The following is a 17,887-nucleotide window of genomic DNA, read 5'->3' on the forward strand; positions in this document are numbered from 1 at the left end:
GTGGCCAAACCCCGCCGCTCGGAAGCAGCGCGCCTGCGCAGGTACGCCGAAACGACCCACCCGCGTGGCTTGATCGCCGCAGCGGACCCGGCTTGGCGGTCCGGCTGGGATCGCCTCGCCGCCGAGGCGGACGCCATGACCTCCGAGGCCTATCTCATGGGCCTCATGGCGCGGTTGGCTTGGTTCCACGACGGCCATACGACGATGTACGTGGATGGGCGTGCGGGACCAACGAGTATGATCAAGGCGCCCGGCTTTGACCTCACCCTTCCAATTGCCGCCACCCCCTTTTTCGACGGCCTCTACGTCACAGCGGCCAAGGCAGAGGGCGAGCCCCTGCTTGGTGCGCGGATCGCGCGTGTGGATGGGGTGGCCATCGAGAAGGTCCTGGGATCCTTCGCGGCCATGTGGCCCGGGAACAACCCCACCCGGGCTCACCATGACGCCGATTTGATCCTGAGACCCGCGGTCCTGCGCGGCGCGCGATTGGCCGCGCCCGCCGGCGTCTCGGCGCCGGTCACCGTCGAGGCTGAGATAGGCGGCTCGCTCGTCAAGGCAGTGCTGATACCGCGCCTGAACGCGCGCGAGGCGCTGGTCCCGCTTCCCCGAAAGCCGTTTCCGGTCGAAGTTTGGCGGCCGGGACCCGCGCCCAACTTCGTCCACGCGGAAGGCCGTGTCCTGGTCATCGCCTTCGACCGCTTGTTCGCTAATAAGGCCTCGATCCTGGCCTTCGTGCGAGAAGCCTTTGCGGCCATGGAGGATCCCGCGATCGAGCGGGTCGTACTCGATCTGCGCCGCAATGACGGCGGCGACAACCGCCTGGGGGAAGGCCTTAGAAAGCATCTCGAACGGTCCCGCTTCAACCGGCCTGGCGGGCTCTATGTCCTGATCGGACCTCACACCTTCTCGGCCGCCCAGAACCTGACTTCCAGGCTCGAGCGGGAAACCTGGGCCGTGTTCGTGGGCGAACCCACCGGCGGCTCCCCCAATCACGAGGGCGACGCCAGGCCGTTCCAGGGCGATGGGTTCAGCGCATTCGTGTCGACCCTGCCCTGGTTCGACTCCCACCCCTACGACAAGCGAATCTGGACCATGCCCGATGTAATGGTCCCGCTCCGGTTCGCCGATTGGACGGCCGGCCGGGATCAGGCGATGGAAGCTGCTTTCGCTCACGTCAACGACCAGCCGTTCGACGACCTGAGCGAACTCCACACCATGTATTCTGAGCGACCGAGCCAGAATGCGGAGTGGAAGCCGTTCTGGATGTAAGGGGGCGCAATCAGCGCCTTTCCACCCGTCTCGGCCATACCCACGCCCGCTCTCCTCGGCTTTCGCTTGGATAGCGAAGCTGGGAGCGGTCACGGGGATTGACGCCCCTGTATCCCCGGCGTTCGCGACTTCGAACGCCACGAAATCAATCGCTTGTCGATTTTACGCGGCTCTGAATGATCCGCGTTCAAAACCCCCCGATACTGACTCCACCTGACGGCTTGGAAGGGACGTCCGGCCGGCGATCGTGACGGCTGTCGGGGGTGGTCGAGCGGGAAGCGCTCGTCGAGGTCTCTTCGGGGACGCCTTCGTGGCGGATCCAGCGGCGGGCGCCCTGGAACATGGGACGAAGCCCTGGCGGCGAAGGTTCGGCGAGCGCGGCAGGCCTGGGCTGAAATCGCCCAGGCGCTCCGGGACCGGGGTTCGTCGCCCCGGCCCGCCCGTCGGGGGCGCGTTCGGAAGCGGGTTAAAACCCCGCGCGCCGAAGGCTCACCGGATAACGGCTACGCGGAGCGCTCTGGCTTCGTCGAAACGGTACTCATTATCCAAACCTCCGGGCGTCGCCCGGGCGCTCCGCTTCCCTTCCATGCCTTCAGCGGCCAGCCGCGTGAGGACGAGCGCGCATGGGGATCGCTCCCCTTGACGCCCCTGCCCTCGCGCCGCACAAACGGCGCGAACCAAACACGCGTTTGAGGGAGACTACGGGCATGGCGGACATCCGCTTCGACGGCAAGGTGGCGATCGTGACGGGCGCCGGCGGCGGCCTTGGCCGGCAGCACGCCCTAGAGCTGGCCCGGCGCGGCGCCAAGGTGGTGGTCAACGACCTGGGCGGCAGCGTCGACGGCTCGGGCGGCTCGTCCGAAGCGGCGCAAAAGGTCGTCGAGGAGATCAAGGCCTTCGGCGGCGAGGCCATCGCCAACGGCTCGTCGGTCACCGACGACGCCGGCGTCGCTCACATGGTCCAGCAGGCCATGGACCAGTGGGGCCGCATCGACATCCTGATCGCCAACGCCGGCATCCTGCGCGACCGCACCCTGACCAAGATGGCGCTCGAAGACTTCGAGGCCGTCATGCAGGTCCACGTCTGGGGCACCTTCAAGCCGATCAAGGCCGTCTGGGACGTCATGAAGGCCCAGAACTACGGCCGCATCGTCGTGACCACCTCGTCGTCGGGCATGTACGGCAACTTCGGCCAGTCCAACTATGGCGCGGCCAAGATGGCGATCCTGGGTCTGATGAACACGCTGAAGCTCGAGGGCGCCAAGAACGACGTGAAGATCAACGCCATCAGCCCGGTCGCGGCCACCCGCATGACCGAGGGCCTGATGCCGCCGGAAGTGCTGGCCAAGCTGGCCCCGGAATATGTCACCCCCGGCGTCGTCTATCTGGCGTCGGATGAGGCCCCGACCGGCGCGATCCTGACCGCCGGCGCCGGCGCCTTCGCCCTGTCGCGCATCTACGAGACCGAGGGTGTCTATCTGGGCGAGGGCGGCCTCTCGGCCGAGGAGGTCCGCGACAACTGGGACAAGATCACCGCCGAGGACGGCCAGAAGGCCTATTTCAACGGCGGCGAGCAGGGCCAGAAGTTCTTTCGCAAGATGGCGGGCGGTTGACGTTACGTAAGCATATCCGCCGCGCGAATACCTGGATTCAAGCGAATTTTGACATAACAACGATTGATACGGGGGCCGCGCGCCCCCGTTTCTTTATCCATACTGACAAAATTCACCGTCTTATCAATTTATAGCAACGCTCTTTGAGCAGATGCGTTAAAGGCGGCGCTCCTCGAGCGCCTTCAAGACGCTCGGCGGACTTCTCCTCCCCCAGAAGGTCGCTAAGTCATCATGTCTCTCTCGCGTACCAGCCTCGCCGCCGGCGTCGCTCTGCTGGCGCTCGCCGCCGCTTCCCAGGCCTCCGCTTCGGCCTTCTACCTGCAGGAACAGTCGGTGCGCGGCACCGGTCGCGCCTATTCCGGCGAAGTCGCCGACAAGGGCGTCGGCAGCCTGTGGTGGAACCCGGCCTCGATCGCCGGCATCGAGCGCAGCGAAGGCTATCTCGGCCTCAACGCCATCCTGGTCGACTCGAAGGTCAGCGACACCGGTTCGACCATCACCCGTCCGGTCCCCCCGACCGGCCTGACCACCCCGGTCGGCGGCGAGAACCGCGCCTCCAAGCCGATCAACAATGGCCTCGTGCCGAACCTGGGCGCGGCCTTCAAGATCAACGACAAGCTGTCGCTGGGCCTGTCGGTCGCCGCGCCGTACAACTTCACCACCGAGTACAGCAAGGCCAGCTGGACCCGCTACGACGCGCTGAAGTCGCAGCTGCGCACGGTCAATGTCGACGGCGTCGTGGCCTACAAGGTCAATGACCTGATCGACCTGGGCGTGGGCGTCACGGCCATGTACGCCGACGCCGAGCTGACCAACGCTCTGCCGAACATCTCGCCGCTGCAGCCGGACGGTACGCAATCCCTGAAGGGTGACGGCTGGGCCTATGGCTACACGGTCGGCGCCCAGCTGCACCCGTCCAAGAGCCTGACGATCGGCGCCAGCTATCGCAGCAAGATCGACCAGAAGCTGAAGGGCACGGTCACCGTCGGCGGCCTGCTGGCCCCGATCCCGGCCGCCAACAACTTCTCGACCGACGGCCAGGCCAAGATCACCCTGCCCTGGATCGCCAATGTGGGCGCCCGCTGGGCGGTCAACGACAAGCTGACGCTGAATGGCTCGGTCAGCCGCGTCGGCTGGGGCGAGTTCGACGCCATCCGCATCAAGTTCGCGACCAGCGCGACCGAGAGCGTCCAGAACTACAAGGACGTCACCACCTACGCCGTCGGCGTCGACTATCAGGCCACGCCGCGCCTGACCTTGCGCACGGGCGTCCAGTACGACCCGACCCCGACGCCGGACGTCGGCCGCACCGCCCGCGTGCCGGACGGCGACCGCATGATGTACGCCGTCGGCGCCACCTGGGCCGCGACCGACAATCTGAAGCTGGACGCCGCGATCAGCTACATCGCGTTCGACAAGGCCAAGATCAATCGCACCGACGTGACCGCCACCAGCTCGACCGTGAACCTGCGCGGCGACGTGGAAGGCTCGGCCGTCGTGCTGGCGACGGGCGCGCGCTTCAGCTTCTAGGGCTGGCGCATCGCTGAACGAGAAGCCCGCCCGGAGCGATCCGGGCGGGCTTTTCATTGAAATCTGTCATCCCGGCCAAGTGCGTAGCACGCCGAGCCGGGGCCGCCGGAAGCTCGGAGCCCGCCGCGGTCCCGGGTCTTCGCCCGGGAAGACAGAGATTTAGTGGCTAATCGCCTCCCACAGCGCCCTCGCCGCCGCGACGAACACCGCCGCCGCCGCGCCCTTGGGCTCGCCGATCACGACCGGAACACCCTGGTCGCCGCCGATCCGGACGGCGATCTCGATCGGCACGCGGCCCAGCAGCGGCGCCTTCAGGCGCTCGGCCTCGGCCACGCCGCCGCCATCGCCGAAGATCGGGATCGGGGCGCCGGTCGAGGGATCGGCGAAGAAGGCCATGTTCTCGATCAGACCCAGGATCGGGGTGGCGGTCTTCTCGAACATCGCCGCGGCGCGGCGGGCGTCGATCAGGGCGATCTCCTGCGGCGTCGTCACCAGCACCGCGCCGTCGATGCGCAGCTTCTGGACCAGGGTCAGCTGGACGTCGCCGGTGCCCGGCGGCAGGTCGACGACCAGCACGTCCAGCGGCGCGGCCTCCGAACCCCAGGCCACGTCGTGGATCATCTGTCGCACGGCCGACGAGGCCATCGGCCCGCGCCAGATCATCGCCTTGCCCTCGTCGACGATGAAGCCGATCGACATCAGCTTGACGCCATGGGCTTCCAGCGGCTGGAGCTTGTTTTCCTCGAACAGCGGGTCGCCGTCGACGCCCATCATCTTGGGGGCCGAGGGGCCGTAGATGTCAGCGTCCAGCAGGCCGACGCGCAGGCCCATCCGGGCGAAGGCGACGGCCAGGTTCGTGGAGACCGTGGACTTGCCCACCCCGCCCTTGCCCGAGGCCACGGCGATCACGTGGCGGACGTGGGCGGGCTTCTCGGCCTCCGGCGGCGGGACCATGCGGGCCTGCGGATCTTCCGACACCTTGGCCCCCTTGCGCACCCGGGTCGCGCCTTCGGCCGCCTGGGCGGTCAGCACGACCTGGGCGACATCGATCCCCGGCAAGGCGGCTAGGGCCTTTTCGGCGGCTTCGCGAACGGCGGGATAGGTGGCGGCCCGGCTGGCCGGGACTTCCAGCATGAAGCCGGCGCGGCCGTTGCGGACCACCAGCCCCTGCACCAGGCCGGCGGCCACCAGCCCCTGCCCGCTCACCGGGTCGGCGATGCGGTCCAGCGCCGCGCGGGCGTCGTCGAGAGTAGCGGTCACGGGCGGGCCTCCGGGTTCGGGGGCTTCATATCCGCGCGATGGCCGGGGTTTACAAGAGCGCCGCGCCCTACCGCTCGACGATGTCCTTCTGCTGCGGGGCCAGCTTGGCCAGCAGCCTGTTCTGGGCGGCGAAGGGCACGCCTTCCTTGTCCATGGCCATCTGCAGGTTTTCGACCACGGCGTTGAAATCCTTGTTGGTCGCGCCCTGGTCCTTGTGGGACGCGCGCATGTCGCGGCCGGTGTAGTCGCAGCCGCCGCCCAGGATGTAGCAGAACTGCTCCTTGAGGGTCCGCTTGGTTCGGACCTTGTCGGCGGCGGCGAAGAAGTCCTTGGTCCGGGGATCGGAGAAGTTGCGCTCGACGAAGGTCTCGACGATGCGGTCGACACCCGCCTTGCCATGGAACGCCGCCAGCACCGACGGATCGGTGATCGGCGTCGCGCCAGCGTTGGCGTTCGACGGCTTGTAGGCGTCGACCGGCTTCTCGCCAGCGGGCGCGGCGCTCTCTTGAGCGAGAGCCGAGCCAGTCAGGGCGATGACGGCGAAGCCGGCGAGGATGAAGGTCTTGACGGTGTTCATGGTCGCTCCTCCTAGAAGCCGGCCTGCAGCGACAGGTACAGCCCGCGCTGGTTCTTGAAGGTGGCGATGTCGCCGAGATCGACATAGGCGGCGGTCACCGACAAATGCCTGTTCACGACGTAGGCGGCGAACAGGTCCATCCAGTCGTCCTCCTTGGCGAAGGCCAGGTTGCTGGGCTTGGTGCGGTATTCAGCCCCGACCACCAGACGCCGGCTCAGCAAATAGCCGGCCGAGCCCTCGAACTGGGGCCTGTAGCCGCCGTCCTTGGCCGCGCCGAAACCCAACAGGCCGGTCTGGTTGGCCTTGGTCATCCGCACCGCGCCGTTCAACACCAGCGACCTGTCGAGCAGCAGCTTGGTCGCCGCCACGTACCAGTCGACGCCGCTGTCGTCCTTGGCGCCGACGGCGCGGACCATGGCGTCCTGACTATTGTCCTTGTACTGCGCCCCGACACTGACCTGCGGAACCCAGCTGTCCTGGGTGTAGACCGCATCGCCCAGCACGCGGACCTTGGCGCCCAGCACCGTCTGCTTGAAGGTGAAGCCCTTGCCCAGGCCGAGCTCGACGCCGGTCGGGCCGGTGTCGAACGCCTGGCGAGTGGCCGACAGCTCGATGCGGTCGTGCCAGCCCACCGCCCCGCCGAAGGCGCGCAGCTTGTAGTCCTTGACGTCGACATAGGTCGCGTGAACCTCGCCGCCGATGCCGCGATCGGTCTCGTCGCCGGCGATCACCGCCCAGGTCGACAGACCTCCGCCCGCGCCGCCTTCCAGAGCGCTGACGCCGTGGGTCAGCAACTGCTTTCCGCCCGTCTCGATTTCGCCGGCTTGCGCGCCCGTCGCGACACAGGCAGCCAACACAGACGTGGCGAACGCCCCGCGCGAAAGTCGTTTCATCGCCCCCTCCAGAGAAACCCGGCGACGAGCGCCCAACTCAAGCCGATGAGGCGGACCGTGACCTCGAAGGTTTTACAGAGGGTTTCGAAGTAAACCGCGTCCCCAAATCAGGTGTCGCAGCCCATGTCGCACCCTCGGACGGTGCGTTAACGCCCATTTCACCGGGGCTAGGCTACGAGAAAGCTGATGAGACATCTGGCTCTACTGCTGATGGTTGCGCTCTGGGGTGGGCGCGCGCTGGCCGGTGATTTCTCGGTCACCGTACGCGACGCCGAGGGCAGACCCGTGCCGGACGCGGTGGTCACCGTCTATCCGAACGGCCAGCCGACCAAGGGCCCGATCAAGTTCCCCTGGCCCTATCGGGTGGCGCAGCAGAACATCCAGTTCAGCCCGTTCATGCTGGTGGTCCCCGTCGGGGCCGAGGTGGCGTTCCCGAACCTCGATAAGGTGCGCCATCACGTCTACTCGTTCTCGCCGGGCAACAAGTTCGAGATCAAGCTGTACGGTCACGAGGAAAACCGCACCGCCAGGATGAACGCGGCCGGCGCCGTGGCCATCGGCTGCAACATCCACGACCAGATGGTCGGCTTCATCAAGGTCGTCGACACCGCCTATGCCGGCAAGACCGACACGAACGGCGCCGTAACGATCCAGGACATCCCGGCCGGCGCCGTCGTCGCCAAGGTCTGGCATCCCTATCTGCGCGCCCTGAAGAACGAAAAGACCCTTCCGACTACCAGCGTTGGCGTCGGCCCGGTCCGCGAGGCGGTGTCGGTCGAGCTGCGCGCGCCGGCCGACCACCACTGACGCCATGACGTTCAAGCGCCTCCAGACCAAGCTGACAGTCCTCTACGCGGGGCTCTTCGCCCTGGCGCTCAGCCTGGTGGCCGTGACGGTCTACGTGGCGATCGCCAACAACGCCCAGCGCGCCGTCCGCCAGGAGCTAGCCGCGTCGGGCACGGTGTTCGATCGTGTCTGGGCCCTGCGCACCCAGCGTCTGCACGACGGCGCCGAGCTGCTGTCGCGCGACTTCGGCTTCCGCGCCGCCGTGGCGACCCACGATCGCCCGACCGTGGAGTCGGCCGTCGCCAACCTGCGCCAGCGCCTGGGCCTCGACCTGGCCTTCACGGTCGGCGTCGACGGCGACGTCGTCGGTCTGGACCCCGGCCGTCTGGACCTCGAAAAACTCTGGGCCGCTCTGGACGCCGAGGATGGCGCGCAAGGCGTCTTCGCCATCGACGGCCAGCCCTATCAGCTGATCTCGGCCCCGATTCTGTCGCCGACCCTGACCGGCTGGGTCGTCTTCGCGGCCAAGCTGGACGAGCCCGAGATGCAGGCCCTGGAAAAGCTGTCGGCCATCGGGCTGGACGCCCAGGTGTTCGACCAGCGCGGCGGTCAGTGGATCTCGGCAGACCGGGCCCCGGCCAACACGGTGCTGGCCGGTTTCGTCGGCAAGGCCGTGCGGGACAAGCTGCGCGAACCGACCATGCTGCGCGACGGCGCCGACAGCTTGGTGCTGGTCAAGCCGATCCGAGCGCTGGACAAGGCCAGCGGCGCGGCCCTGGTGCTACGCTATCCGATGGCTCAGGCCATGGCGCCCTACCGTCCCCTGATGGCCGCGGTGCTCGCCGTCGGCTTGATCGGCGCGGCCCTGGTGGCCGCCGCCAGCTGGGCCCTGTCGCGGGGCCTGGCCAAGCCGATCACGGCTCTGGACGTCGCCGCCCGCCGCCTGCAGCGCGGCGAGGATGTCAGCGTCGAGGTTACGACCCGCGACGAGATCGGCCGCCTGGCCGAGAGCTTCAACCTGATGGCCGGCGAGATCCGCCAGCGCGAGGCGGAAATGACCCGCCAGGCGCTACACGACGGCGAGACCGGCTTGCCCAATCGCCGGGCCCTGGAACGCGCGATCGAGGCGCGGCTGGCCACCCTCGCGCCCGGCGAACAGGTGGTGATCAGCGCCATCGGCTTCGACCGCTTCCCCGCCGTGCGCGCCGCCATCGGCTACGAGCTGGCCACCGAGCTGGTCGCCAAGCTGGGTCAACGGGTCGCCGACACCGTGCCTGGCGTCACCGTTGGCCGCCTGACGACCTCGATCCTTTGCACCCTATCGGCCACCAACGATCTGGACGGTGTGCTGCGCCGCGCCGACGGCTTCCTGGCGGGCCTGGAGACGCCGATCCTGATCGGCGGCGAGCCCGTCGACGTTCATATCACCCACGGCGTGGCGGCGACCTCGGTCGACGACCTCGACGCCGCTCGCCTGATCGAGCGCGCCCTGATCGCCCTGGACCAGGCCCGCGCCGCCCACAAGAAGCTGATGGTGTTCGACCCCGTCGTCTATGGCGATCCGGCCGCCAACCTGTCTCTGATGAGCGAGATGCTGGAAGCGGTGCGCAAGGGCGACCTCTTCCTGAACCATCAACCGAAGCTGGACCTGCGCACCGGCGCCGTCACCGGGGTCGAGGCCCTGGCGCGCTGGAACCACCCAACCCGCGGCTATATTCGTCCCGACCTGTTCGTCGGCATGGCGGAAGAGACCGGCCACATCCGCGTCTTGACCGACTATGTTCTCGCTCAGGCCATCGAGGACCAAGCCCGCCTGCGCGCGGCCGGCCACGACGTCATGATGTCGGTCAACATCTCGGGCCGCCTGATCGACGACTCCGACTTCGCCGAATACGCGATCGCCGAGGTCACCGCCGCCGGCGCGCGCCTGTGCTTCGAGATCACCGAAACCGCCGTGATCGGCAATCCCGACGTCGCGCTGGCCGTCATCGAACGGATCGCCGGCGCCGGCATCCCGATCTCGATCGACGACTACGGCTCGGGCCTGTCGTCTCTGGCCTATCTGAAGCAGATCCGCGCCGATGAGCTGAAGATCGACAAAGCCTTCGTGATGACCTTGACGTCCGGCGGCAAGGACGCCCTGCTGGTCAAGTCCACGGTCGACCTGGCCCACAGCCTGGGCATGAAGGTCACCGCCGAGGGGGTCGAGACTCGCGAAGCCTTGGCGGCGCTGCAATTGATGGGCTGCGACCTGGCCCAGGGCTACCATATCGCCAAGCCGATGAGCCTGGAGCAGCTGGTCGACTTCCTGGGCTCCTGGTCGATCGAGCTGCCGAGCGACGAGGCGCGCCGGACGGCGTGAGATTGAGAGCGTGTCCGCCGCGTGCTAAACTCGCGACGGTTGTGGAGACATCCGATGGCCTCGAAACCTCGATCGCCCCTGGAGCCCGGTGCCTACGGCAAGCCGCAGCGTTGGCACGAGATCCTCAGCGGCGCCGCCACGGCGCGGCGCGAGAAGCGCGAAGAACAGCGCCAACGCACTGAGGAGGCGGCCAACAATTCCGTGCTGCTCTCGGCAGCGGCGGTGTTCGCCACGCTGTTCCGCTAGGCCATTTCCTCCACCGACGCCTTCAGCAGGTCCAGCACGTGATGCAGGCTGTCGGCGACGTGCACGCACTTGTCGTGCATCTCCTCGTTCGGATCGAGGATATCGGGCACCATCACCGTCATCATACCGGCCGCGTGGGCGGCGCGGACGCCCGGATGCGAATCCTCGAGCGCCAGGCAGCGGGCCGGGTCGACGCCGAGGCGGCGGGCGGCTTCCAGATAGGGCTCCGGGTTCGGCTTGTGCTTGGTGACGTCGTGGTGGGCGACCACCGCGTTGAAACGGCGCAGCAGATCGAAGCGCCCCAGATACTTCTCCACGGCGACCATGCCGTTCGAGGTGGCGATACCGCGCGGCAGGCCCAGGTCGTCGAGATAGTCGAGGATCTCGATCACCCCGGCCTTCAGCTTGGTCTCGGCCGCCAGCAGATCCTCGACATCGGCCCAGACCCGCTCGAAGTACGACTGGACCGGGAAGTCCTGGCCGTAGAGCTCCTGCAGCATGACCCCGCACTCCGGCGTGGTCTTGCCGACCATCGCCGCGTAGGTCTCGCCAGTGAACTGGACCCCGAAGACGTTGCCGGCCTCGATCATCGCCGCGCGATAGACGATCTCGGTGTCGAGCAGCAGGCCGTCCATGTCGAACACGACGGCCTCAACGCGGCGGGGAAAGCTCACTGGACGAACTCCTCGGTCCTGTAGCCCTGGAAATAGAGCAAGGTGGTCAGGTCGGTATGGTCGACCTTGGCGTCGGCCTGGGCCGCCACGATCGGCTTGGCGCGATAGGCCACGCCGAGGCCAGCGGCCTCGATCATCGCCAGGTCGTTGGCCCCGTCGCCCACGGCCAGGGCGTCGGCCGGCGTCAAGCCCAGAGCCGCCGTCTCCTCGTTCAGGGCGGCCAGCTTGGCCTCCTTGCCCAGGATCGGGTCGCCGACATGGCCGGTCAGGGCGCCGTCCAGTTCGATCAAGGTGTTGGCGCGATTCAGGTGGAAACCCGCCGCCTCGGCCACCCGGCTGGTGAAGAAGGTGAAACCGCCGGAGACCAGGGCGCAGCGCGCGCCGTGCTTGGCCATGGTGACGACCAGGGTCCGCGCGCCGGGGTTAAGCTGGACTCGCTGGTCGTAGCAGGTCTGCAGCGCCTCGACGCCCAGGCCCTTCAGCATGCCGACCCGCTCGCGCAGCGCGCCTTCGAAGGCCAGTTCCCCGCGCATGGCCCGCTCGGTGATCTCGGAGACCTGTTCCTTGACGCCGGCGAAGTCGGCCAGCTCGTCCAGGCACTCGACGTTGATGATCGTCGAGTCCATGTCGGCGATCAGCAGACGCTTCCTGCGGTTTTCGGCCGGTTGGACCGCGAAATCGACCGCCAGGTCGGCCAGGTCCGCCTTGACCACCGCCAGGTCGCCGCCTTCGATGAAGAAATCCGAGGCCAGCGGCCCCAGGTCCTCGCGGCGGCTGGACAGCCTGGCCTCGACGCGCGAAACGGCGGATGCGTATGCGTCGGGGTCTGCCCCCACGACGGTGAGGACGGTCGGTATGGTGGAGAGTTCGGACATTGCGCCCCGCATCTGGCTGATCGCGGGCCCGACCGCAAGCGGCAAGTCGGCCCATGCGCTGCAATTGGCCGAGCGGATCGGCGGCGAGATCGTCAACGCCGACTCGATGCAGATCTACGCGGGCCTGCGCGTTCTGACCGCCGGACCGTCGCCGGAAGAGACCGCCCGCGCGCCGCATCACCTGTTCGAGGTGGTCGACGCCGCCGTCGGCTGGTCGGTCGGCCGTTGGCTGGAGGCGGCGACCAAGGCGCTCGCCGAGATCGAGGCGCGCGGCCGTCCGGCCATCATCGTCGGCGGCACCGGCCTCTATTTCCGCGCCCTGACCCATGGCCTGGCGGACGTCCCGCCCGTGCCCGAGACCCAGCGCGAGATCTCCGGCCTGCTCTACGCGGCGCGGGGCGAGGAAGAGTTCCGCGAGGTCCTCAAGCCGCTCGACCCGCAGGCCGAGGCGCGCATCGAGGTCGGCGACCGCCAGCGCCTGGTCAGAGCCCACGCCGTCGCCGTGGCCACCGGCAAGTCGCTGACGTCCTGGCAGACCGACACCAAGCCCGCTCTCGCGCCTGGCAGCTGGAAGGGCGTCGTGCTGGATCCGCCCCGCGCCGAGCTTTATGCCCGCTGCGACGCGCGGCTGTCGGTGATGGTCCAGCACGGCGCGCTGGACGAGGTGCGGGCTATGGAGGCGCGGAGCCTAGATCCGTCCCTCCCCGCGCTCAAAGCCGTCGGCTATCGCGAGTTCGCCGCCCACCTGCGCGGCGAGACCACGCTGGACCAGGCGCTTGACGCCGCGCGCCAGGAGACCCGTCGCTACGCCAAGCGCCAGCTGACCTGGTTCCGAAACCAGACCTCCGATTGGGAGCGGATTAGCGTTCCGTGATGGTCGCCCCGCCCCGCACCAGCCGCGGCTTGACCGCCAGTTGGTAGTCCTCGTCGAACATCTGGTCCTTGAGGCGGTCCAGGGCCGCGATCACCCGATCCTCGGCCGCCGTCACGGGCTTGGCGAAGACCTCGCAGGTCGTCCCGGCCGGCAGATCGACCTGGCCGTTTTCCACGGCCGTCAGCGGCTTGGTCGCGCCCTCCTCGCAGCCCAGCAGGCCCGTGATCGAGTAGAAGCAGAGGTCGCGCTGGAGGTAGGACTCGACCGTCCAGGCGCAGGGGATCGCCGACACCGTCACGCCCTCCGGCGTCGCCGGGGTCGGACCAGGCTTGACGATGGTGCGCAGGAAGACCTGGTAGCGCACCACCGCGTTCTCGGTCCGGCCGCCCTTGGTCAGCAGCAGCGGCCGCGCCTTTTGCGAGATGGGCGCGAGGCGCTGCAGCGCCGGCGGTGTCGGGACGGCGGCGGGCGGCGGGGCGGCTTGCAAGAGCACGAAGGCCTCCGGGTTGAGCTTGGCCATGGTGAGCACGTTCGCTCAATCTTGGCGATAGCCCTCGGTCATGCGTGTTTGCACGCCCGCGCCTTGCCCCTATGGAGAGGGCTCAACACGAGAGAACCAAGATGTCCGACCTCAACGCCCTGGCCGAACGCGTCGCCGAGCGCCTGATCGCCCGGGGCGAGACCGTGGCCATCGCCGAGTCCTCGGCCGGCGGCCTGATCTCGGCGGCCCTGCTGGCCGTGCCGGGCGCGTCGAAGTTCTATGTCGGCGGGGCGGTGGTCTATACGGCGCGGGCCCGCCTGACCCTGATGGACATCCCGCAGAAGGCCATGGACGGCCTGCGCTCGGCCAGCGAGCCCTACGCCGTCATGCTTGCCCGCGTGGCCCGCAAGAACCTGAAGGCGACCTGGGGTCTGTCGGAAACCGGCGCGGCCGGCCCGGACGGCAACCGCTACGGCGATGCGCCGGGTCACTGCTGCTGCGCCGTGGTTGGCGAGGAGGTCTCGGTCAGCGCCACTCTGGAGACCGGCGGCGACCAGCGCGCCGCCAACATGCAGGCCTTCGCCGCCTTTGCGCTGGAGCAACTGGCGCGGACCTTGGAAACCTAGACGACGCCCATCAAGGTGAAGGCCAGATCGTCCATCACCTTCTGCGACAGGCCGGTATTGTTCAGCAGCACCACGGTCGTCTGGTCGTCGAGGCGGTGGCCCAGCACCGAGCGATAGCCGCCGGTGCGCCCCGTCTCCCAGGCCAGGACGCGCGGCATGGCCTTGTCGAACCGCACCTTCACCCGGCCGCCCAGGGCGTAGTCCTGATCCGAGCGGATGACCGTCAGCATCTCGCGCTTGCGAGCCGGAGACAGTAGGTCGCCGTCGAAGACGCCGTGCGCGGCCTTCAACAGATCGCCCGCCGTGCTGACGAAGCCGCCGCTGGCCGCCATCAACGACACGCGCGCCTCGTTGTGCCGGACCAGAGGTTCGACGCTGCGATAGGCGACCGCCAGAGCGGACGGATCGGCCAAGCCGGTGTGGGTCAGTCCCAATGGCGTCGTGACCAGGTCGGCGATAGCCGTGGCGAAGGGTTTGGCGGTCAACGCCTCGACCACCGCCACGACGATGATCCAGTTGGTCATCGAATAGTCGAACTGGGCGCCCGGCTCGAAGGCCAGGTCGCCCATGCCCCAGCGCTTGACGCCCTCGGCCGCGCTGACCGGCGTCTCGACCAGGCTGGGCAGCAGGGTCGGGTCGGCCTTCAGAGCCGCGATGAAGCCGTTGGGCACGCCGCTGGTGTTGGACATCAGCCGCCGCATCGTGACCTTGGCCCCCGTGTCGGCGCGGTAGTCGGACAGGTAGCGGGTGATCGGTGCGTCCAGGTCCAGCCTACCAGCCTCGACCAGCCGCAGCAGGCCGACCGTGGTTAGCCACTTGGAGATCGAGGCGATGGCGTAGGGCGTATCCAGCGTGGCGGGCCGCTTGGCCTCGATGTCGGCGAAGCCGATGGCCCGCGAGTAGATCGGCTTGCCGGCCTTGCCGATCAGCACCACGCCCTGGAATAGCTGGAGCTTGAGGAACGCGTCGACCGCCTTGTCGGCGGTTCCGCCAGACAATACCCCGGCCGCCGCGTTTTCGGCCAAGCCCAGCGCGGCCGCCCCGGCCAGAAATTCACGCCGTCCGAACACTAAAGACGCCCCTCAATTGCGAGAGCGCGACCGTGCGGGGTCGAACCTGCCCCTGTCACGTGAAACTCCGGTAAGGTCACATCGCCCAAAAAGGCACAACCTTGCGACAAACAGCGCCTTGACGCCCCATCAGGTGCATGTCATGACCCATTCCGTAGCTTTGGAGCAAGACTCGTGCGCAAAACCATGATCGTACTTATGGAGCGGCCGTTCGCGGGGTGACCTAGAAGTCACGTCGTAGCTCGGTCGCGCGCGCAAAGGTCCTTCGGGACCTTTTTTCTTTTCCGCTTCCCACCAGTCCAGCTTTCCGCCCCTTCCCATCGGATCCGTCCCATGACCGCTCACCAGACCATCGAGAGCAAAGCTCCCGCCGACACAGCCGACCGCGCCATGACCGGCGCCGAGATCGTGGTTCGCGGCCTCGTGGACCAGGGCGTCGAGGTTCTGTTCGGCTATCCGGGCGGCGCGGTCCTGCCGATCTATGACGCGCTGTTCCACGAGCCGCGCCTGCAGCACATCCTGGTCCGCCATGAGCAAGGCGCGACGCACGCCGCCGAGGGCTACGCCCGCAGTTCGGGCAAGCCGGGGGTCGTGCTGGTCACCTCGGGCCCGGGCGCGACCAACGCCATCACCGGCATCATGGACGCCCTGATGGACTCGATCCCGATGGTGGTCATCACCGGCCAGGTCCCGACCCACCTGATCGGCACCGACGCCTTCCAGGAAGCCGACACGGTCGGCATGACCCGCTCGTGCACCAAGCACAACTACCTGGTCAAAGACGTCCGCGACCTGCCGCAGATCATCCATGAGGCCTTCAAGATCGCCACCACCGGCCGTCCGGGCCCGGTGCTGATCGACATCCCCAAGGACGTCCAGTTCGCCAAGGGCGAATATTACGGCCCGGCCGAGGTCGCCTCGACCCACGCCTATGCGCCGAAGACCAAGGGCGACGCGGGCCGCATCGCCGAGGCGGCTCGGATGATCGCGGGCGCCCGCCGGCCAATCTTCTACACCGGCGGCGGCGTGATCAACGCCGGTCCCAAGGCCAGCCAGGCCCTGCGCGAATTCGCGGCCCTGACCGGCGCGCCGGTTACCTCGACCCTGATGGGCCTGGGCGCCTTCCCGGCGGCCGACCCGGCGTGGCTGGGCATGCTGGGCATGCACGGCACATTCGAGGCCAACAACGCCATGCACGACTGCGACGTGATGATTTGCGTCGGCGCCCGCTTCGACGACCGCGTCACGGGCCGCCTGGACGCCTTCTCGCCAGGCAGCAAGAAGATCCACATCGACATCGACGCTTCGTCGATCAACAAGAACGTTCGCGTCGACCTGCCGATCGTCGGCGACGCCGGCAGCGTGCTCGAAGACCTGATCGCCGCCTGGAAGGCGGGCGGTCATCAGCCCAACAAGGCCGCCCTGACCGAATGGTGGGCCCAGATCGACCAGTGGCGCGCCCGCCAGTGCCTGAACTATCGGCGCTCAGACACGGTCATCAAGCCACAGTACGCCATCGAGCGCCTGTACGAGCTGACCAAGGACAAGGACGTCTACATCACCACCGAAGTCGGCCAGCACCAGATGTGGGCCGCGCAGTTCTTCCGCTTCGAGGAGCCGAACCGCTGGATGACCTCCGGCGGGCTCGGCACCATGGGCTACGGCCTGCCCGCCGCCCTGGGCGTGCAACTGGCCCATCCCAAGAGCCTGGTCGTCGACATCGCCGGCGAAGCTTCGATCCAGATGTGCATCCAGGAGCTGTCGACGGCGATCCAGTTCGACCTGCCGGTCAAGATCTTCATCCTGAACAACGAATGGATGGGCATGGTCCGCCAATGGCAGCAGCTGCTGCACGGCGAGCGCTACAGTCACTCGTATTCGGACAGTCTGCCCGACTTCGTGAAGCTGGCCGAGGCCTATGGCGCCCACGGCATTCGCTGCTCGGACCCGGCCGAGCTGGATGGCAAGATCCTGGAGATGATCAACAGCGACAAGCCGGTGATCTTCGACTGTCGCGTCGAGAAGCACGAGAACTGCCTGCCGATGATCCCCTCGGGCAAGGCCCACAACGAGATGATCATGGGCGAGGTCGAGGACATCGGGAACGTGATCGGCGAGGATGGCGCGGGGCTGGTCTGATCGCCCCTGCCCTTCCCCAACCCTTTGGCATAGAAGCGATCCATGACCGCCAACGTCCAACCCGCCCCCGCCTCGGCCTACGACCTTAGCCCTAAGGACCAGGCCGAGCAGACTGCCACCTTCGCCCTGCTCGTCGACAACGAGCCCGGCGTCCTGCACCGCATCGTCGGCCTGTTCGCCGCGCGCGGCTACAACATCGAGAGCCTCACGGTCGCCGAGACCGACCGCAAGGCCCACACCAGCCGCATCACCGTGGTGACCCGCGGCACGCGCCAGGTGCTGGACCAGATCGAGGCCCAGCTGAACAAGGTGGTCAACGTGCGCCGCGTGCACGACGTGACCCGCGACCCCAACGGCGTCGAGCGCGAGCTGGCCCTGGTCAAGGTGCGCGGCTCGGGCGTCGACCGCGTCGAGGCCCTGCGCATCGCCGAGATCTTCCGCGCCAAGCCGGTCGACACCACGCTGGAGAGCTTCGTGTTCGAGATCTCGGGCGCGCCGTCCAAGATCGACAAGTTCCTGGACCTGATGCGCCCCCTGGGCCTGGTGGAACTTTCCCGCACCGGGGTCCTTTCCATCGAGCGGGGCGTCGAAGGCATGTAAGGGAGCCGGGTG

The 17,887-nt window shown here is 67.8% G+C and carries 18 protein-coding genes; 11 read left to right on the forward strand and 7 right to left on the reverse strand.

What is annotated here, in order from left to right:
* Window positions 1-135: 135 nt before the first annotated feature.
* The 3 genes from ABIC66_RS06225 to ABIC66_RS06235 all read left to right on the forward strand — a co-directional run bounded on the left by ABIC66_RS06225 (window position 136) and on the right by ABIC66_RS06235 (window position 4,412).
* Window positions 136-1,269 carry a S41 family peptidase gene (locus ABIC66_RS06225; RefSeq protein WP_354068628.1) on the forward strand — a complete coding sequence of 378 codons (1,134 nt, stop codon included), beginning with the start codon at window positions 136-138 and terminating at the stop codon, window positions 1,267-1,269.
* A 707-nt stretch (window positions 1,270-1,976) separates the two neighbouring features.
* Entirely contained in the window at window positions 1,977-2,882 is a 906-nt protein-coding gene (locus tag ABIC66_RS06230; RefSeq protein WP_354068629.1) for an SDR family NAD(P)-dependent oxidoreductase, read from the forward strand.
* A 231-nt stretch (window positions 2,883-3,113) separates the two neighbouring features.
* Window positions 3,114-4,412, forward strand: coding sequence for an outer membrane protein transport protein (locus tag ABIC66_RS06235; RefSeq protein ID WP_354068631.1), 1,299 nt, complete (start codon window positions 3,114-3,116; stop codon window positions 4,410-4,412).
* 159 nt (window positions 4,413-4,571) lie between these two features.
* Here the strand turns inward: ABIC66_RS06235 and ABIC66_RS06240 are convergent, their stop codons facing one another.
* From ABIC66_RS06240 to ABIC66_RS06250, 3 genes are all read right to left on the reverse strand, one after another.
* The gene (locus tag ABIC66_RS06240) at window positions 4,572-5,672 is read right to left on the reverse strand and encodes an Mrp/NBP35 family ATP-binding protein (protein ID WP_354068633.1); all 1,101 of its coding nucleotides are present in this window, start codon (window positions 5,670-5,672) and stop codon (window positions 4,572-4,574) included.
* A gap of 67 nt (window positions 5,673-5,739) precedes the next feature.
* Window positions 5,740-6,249 carry a group I truncated hemoglobin gene (locus ABIC66_RS06245; protein WP_354068634.1) on the reverse strand — a complete coding sequence of 170 codons (510 nt, stop codon included), beginning with the start codon at window positions 6,247-6,249 and terminating at the stop codon, window positions 5,740-5,742.
* A gap of 11 nt (window positions 6,250-6,260) precedes the next feature.
* Complete coding sequence (locus tag ABIC66_RS06250; protein ID WP_354068635.1) at window positions 6,261-7,142, reverse strand: DUF3034 family protein; 882 nt, start codon at window positions 7,140-7,142, stop codon at window positions 6,261-6,263.
* A 186-nt stretch (window positions 7,143-7,328) separates the two neighbouring features.
* On the opposite strand from ABIC66_RS06250, the gene ABIC66_RS06255 reads away from it, so the two are divergent.
* From ABIC66_RS06255 to ABIC66_RS06265, 3 genes are read left to right on the forward strand one after another with little or no spacing between them, the layout of a single operon-like run.
* Window positions 7,329-7,949 carry a cupredoxin domain-containing protein gene (locus ABIC66_RS06255; protein ID WP_354068636.1) on the forward strand — a complete coding sequence of 207 codons (621 nt, stop codon included), beginning with the start codon at window positions 7,329-7,331 and terminating at the stop codon, window positions 7,947-7,949.
* A gap of 4 nt (window positions 7,950-7,953) precedes the next feature.
* Complete coding sequence (locus tag ABIC66_RS06260; RefSeq protein WP_354068637.1) at window positions 7,954-10,290, forward strand: putative bifunctional diguanylate cyclase/phosphodiesterase; 2,337 nt, start codon at window positions 7,954-7,956, stop codon at window positions 10,288-10,290.
* Window positions 10,291-10,344: 54 nt separating this feature from the next.
* A complete protein-coding gene (locus ABIC66_RS06265) occupies window positions 10,345-10,536 on the forward strand; it encodes a hypothetical protein (RefSeq protein WP_354068639.1) in 192 nt (63 codons plus the stop codon).
* Here the strand turns inward: ABIC66_RS06265 and ABIC66_RS06270 are convergent.
* Together ABIC66_RS06270 and serB are read right to left on the reverse strand one after the other, a co-directional pair.
* Complete coding sequence (locus ABIC66_RS06270) at window positions 10,533-11,210, reverse strand: HAD family hydrolase (protein ID WP_354068641.1); 678 nt, start codon at window positions 11,208-11,210, stop codon at window positions 10,533-10,535. The genes ABIC66_RS06265 and ABIC66_RS06270 overlap by 4 nt on opposite strands.
* Complete coding sequence (gene serB, locus ABIC66_RS06275; RefSeq protein ID WP_354068642.1) at window positions 11,207-12,085, reverse strand: phosphoserine phosphatase SerB; 879 nt, start codon at window positions 12,083-12,085, stop codon at window positions 11,207-11,209. Before serB ends, ABIC66_RS06270 begins: the two co-directional genes overlap by 4 nt.
* On the opposite strand from serB, the gene miaA reads away from it, so the two are divergent.
* Window positions 12,066-12,959 carry a tRNA (adenosine(37)-N6)-dimethylallyltransferase MiaA gene (miaA, locus tag ABIC66_RS06280; RefSeq protein WP_354068644.1) on the forward strand — a complete coding sequence of 298 codons (894 nt, stop codon included), beginning with the start codon at window positions 12,066-12,068 and terminating at the stop codon, window positions 12,957-12,959. The genes serB and miaA overlap by 20 nt on opposite strands.
* On the opposite strand, the gene ABIC66_RS06285 is transcribed toward miaA, so the two are convergent.
* Window positions 12,946-13,479 carry a hypothetical protein gene (locus ABIC66_RS06285; protein WP_354068645.1) on the reverse strand — a complete coding sequence of 178 codons (534 nt, stop codon included), beginning with the start codon at window positions 13,477-13,479 and terminating at the stop codon, window positions 12,946-12,948. The genes miaA and ABIC66_RS06285 overlap by 14 nt on opposite strands.
* A gap of 101 nt (window positions 13,480-13,580) precedes the next feature.
* Here ABIC66_RS06285 and ABIC66_RS06290 point away from each other — a divergent pair, with 101 nt between their 5' ends.
* Entirely contained in the window at window positions 13,581-14,066 is a 486-nt protein-coding gene (locus ABIC66_RS06290) for a CinA family protein (protein ID WP_354068647.1), read from the forward strand.
* On the opposite strand, the gene ABIC66_RS06295 is transcribed toward ABIC66_RS06290, so the two are convergent.
* A complete protein-coding gene (locus ABIC66_RS06295) occupies window positions 14,063-15,136 on the reverse strand; it encodes a serine hydrolase domain-containing protein (protein ID WP_354068649.1) in 1,074 nt (357 codons plus the stop codon). The two genes, ABIC66_RS06290 and ABIC66_RS06295, sit on opposite strands and share 4 nt — an antisense overlap.
* Window positions 15,137-15,310: 174 nt before the next feature.
* Between ABIC66_RS06295 and ABIC66_RS06300 the strand changes: the two genes are divergently transcribed.
* From ABIC66_RS06300 to ilvN, 3 genes are all read left to right on the forward strand, one after another.
* A complete protein-coding gene (locus tag ABIC66_RS06300) occupies window positions 15,311-15,358 on the forward strand; it encodes a hypothetical protein (protein ID WP_024265762.1) in 48 nt (15 codons plus the stop codon).
* Window positions 15,359-15,469: 111 nt separating this feature from the next.
* Entirely contained in the window at window positions 15,470-17,275 is a 1,806-nt protein-coding gene (locus ABIC66_RS06305; protein ID WP_354068650.1) for an acetolactate synthase 3 large subunit, read from the forward strand.
* A 42-nt stretch (window positions 17,276-17,317) separates the two neighbouring features.
* A complete protein-coding gene (gene ilvN, locus ABIC66_RS06310; protein WP_354068652.1) occupies window positions 17,318-17,875 on the forward strand; it encodes an acetolactate synthase small subunit in 558 nt (185 codons plus the stop codon).
* Window positions 17,876-17,887: the final 12 nt, after the last annotated feature.

The organism is Caulobacter sp. 1776, assembly GCF_040545685.1.
GTDB lineage: Bacteria > Pseudomonadota > Alphaproteobacteria > Caulobacterales > Caulobacteraceae > Caulobacter.

What these genes read in the sequence shown, in the direction of transcription:
- ilvN (WP_354068652.1), top strand. Translation starts at nt 17,318, where the DNA reads ATGACCGCCAACGTCCAACCCGCCCCCGCCTCGGCCTACGACCTTAGC.
- ABIC66_RS06260 (WP_354068637.1), top strand. Translation starts at nt 7,954, where the DNA reads ATGACGTTCAAGCGCCTCCAGACCAAGCTGACAGTCCTCTACGCGGGG.
- ABIC66_RS06305 (WP_354068650.1), top strand. Translation starts at nt 15,470, where the DNA reads ATGACCGCTCACCAGACCATCGAGAGCAAAGCTCCCGCCGACACAGCC.
- ABIC66_RS06285 (WP_354068645.1), bottom strand. Translation starts at nt 13,479, where the DNA reads ATGGCCAAGCTCAACCCGGAGGCCTTCGTGCTCTTGCAAGCCGCCCCG.
- miaA (WP_354068644.1), top strand. Translation starts at nt 12,066, where the DNA reads ATGGTGGAGAGTTCGGACATTGCGCCCCGCATCTGGCTGATCGCGGGC.
- ABIC66_RS06255 (WP_354068636.1), top strand. Translation starts at nt 7,329, where the DNA reads ATGAGACATCTGGCTCTACTGCTGATGGTTGCGCTCTGGGGTGGGCGC.
- ABIC66_RS06225 (WP_354068628.1), top strand. Translation starts at nt 136, where the DNA reads ATGACCTCCGAGGCCTATCTCATGGGCCTCATGGCGCGGTTGGCTTGG.
- ABIC66_RS06245 (WP_354068634.1), bottom strand. Translation starts at nt 6,249, where the DNA reads ATGAACACCGTCAAGACCTTCATCCTCGCCGGCTTCGCCGTCATCGCC.
- ABIC66_RS06250 (WP_354068635.1), bottom strand. Translation starts at nt 7,142, where the DNA reads ATGAAACGACTTTCGCGCGGGGCGTTCGCCACGTCTGTGTTGGCTGCC.
- ABIC66_RS06235 (WP_354068631.1), top strand. Translation starts at nt 3,114, where the DNA reads ATGTCTCTCTCGCGTACCAGCCTCGCCGCCGGCGTCGCTCTGCTGGCG.
- ABIC66_RS06230 (WP_354068629.1), top strand. Translation starts at nt 1,977, where the DNA reads ATGGCGGACATCCGCTTCGACGGCAAGGTGGCGATCGTGACGGGCGCC.
- ABIC66_RS06265 (WP_354068639.1), top strand. Translation starts at nt 10,345, where the DNA reads ATGGCCTCGAAACCTCGATCGCCCCTGGAGCCCGGTGCCTACGGCAAG.
- ABIC66_RS06290 (WP_354068647.1), top strand. Translation starts at nt 13,581, where the DNA reads ATGTCCGACCTCAACGCCCTGGCCGAACGCGTCGCCGAGCGCCTGATC.
- serB (WP_354068642.1), bottom strand. Translation starts at nt 12,085, where the DNA reads ATGTCCGAACTCTCCACCATACCGACCGTCCTCACCGTCGTGGGGGCA.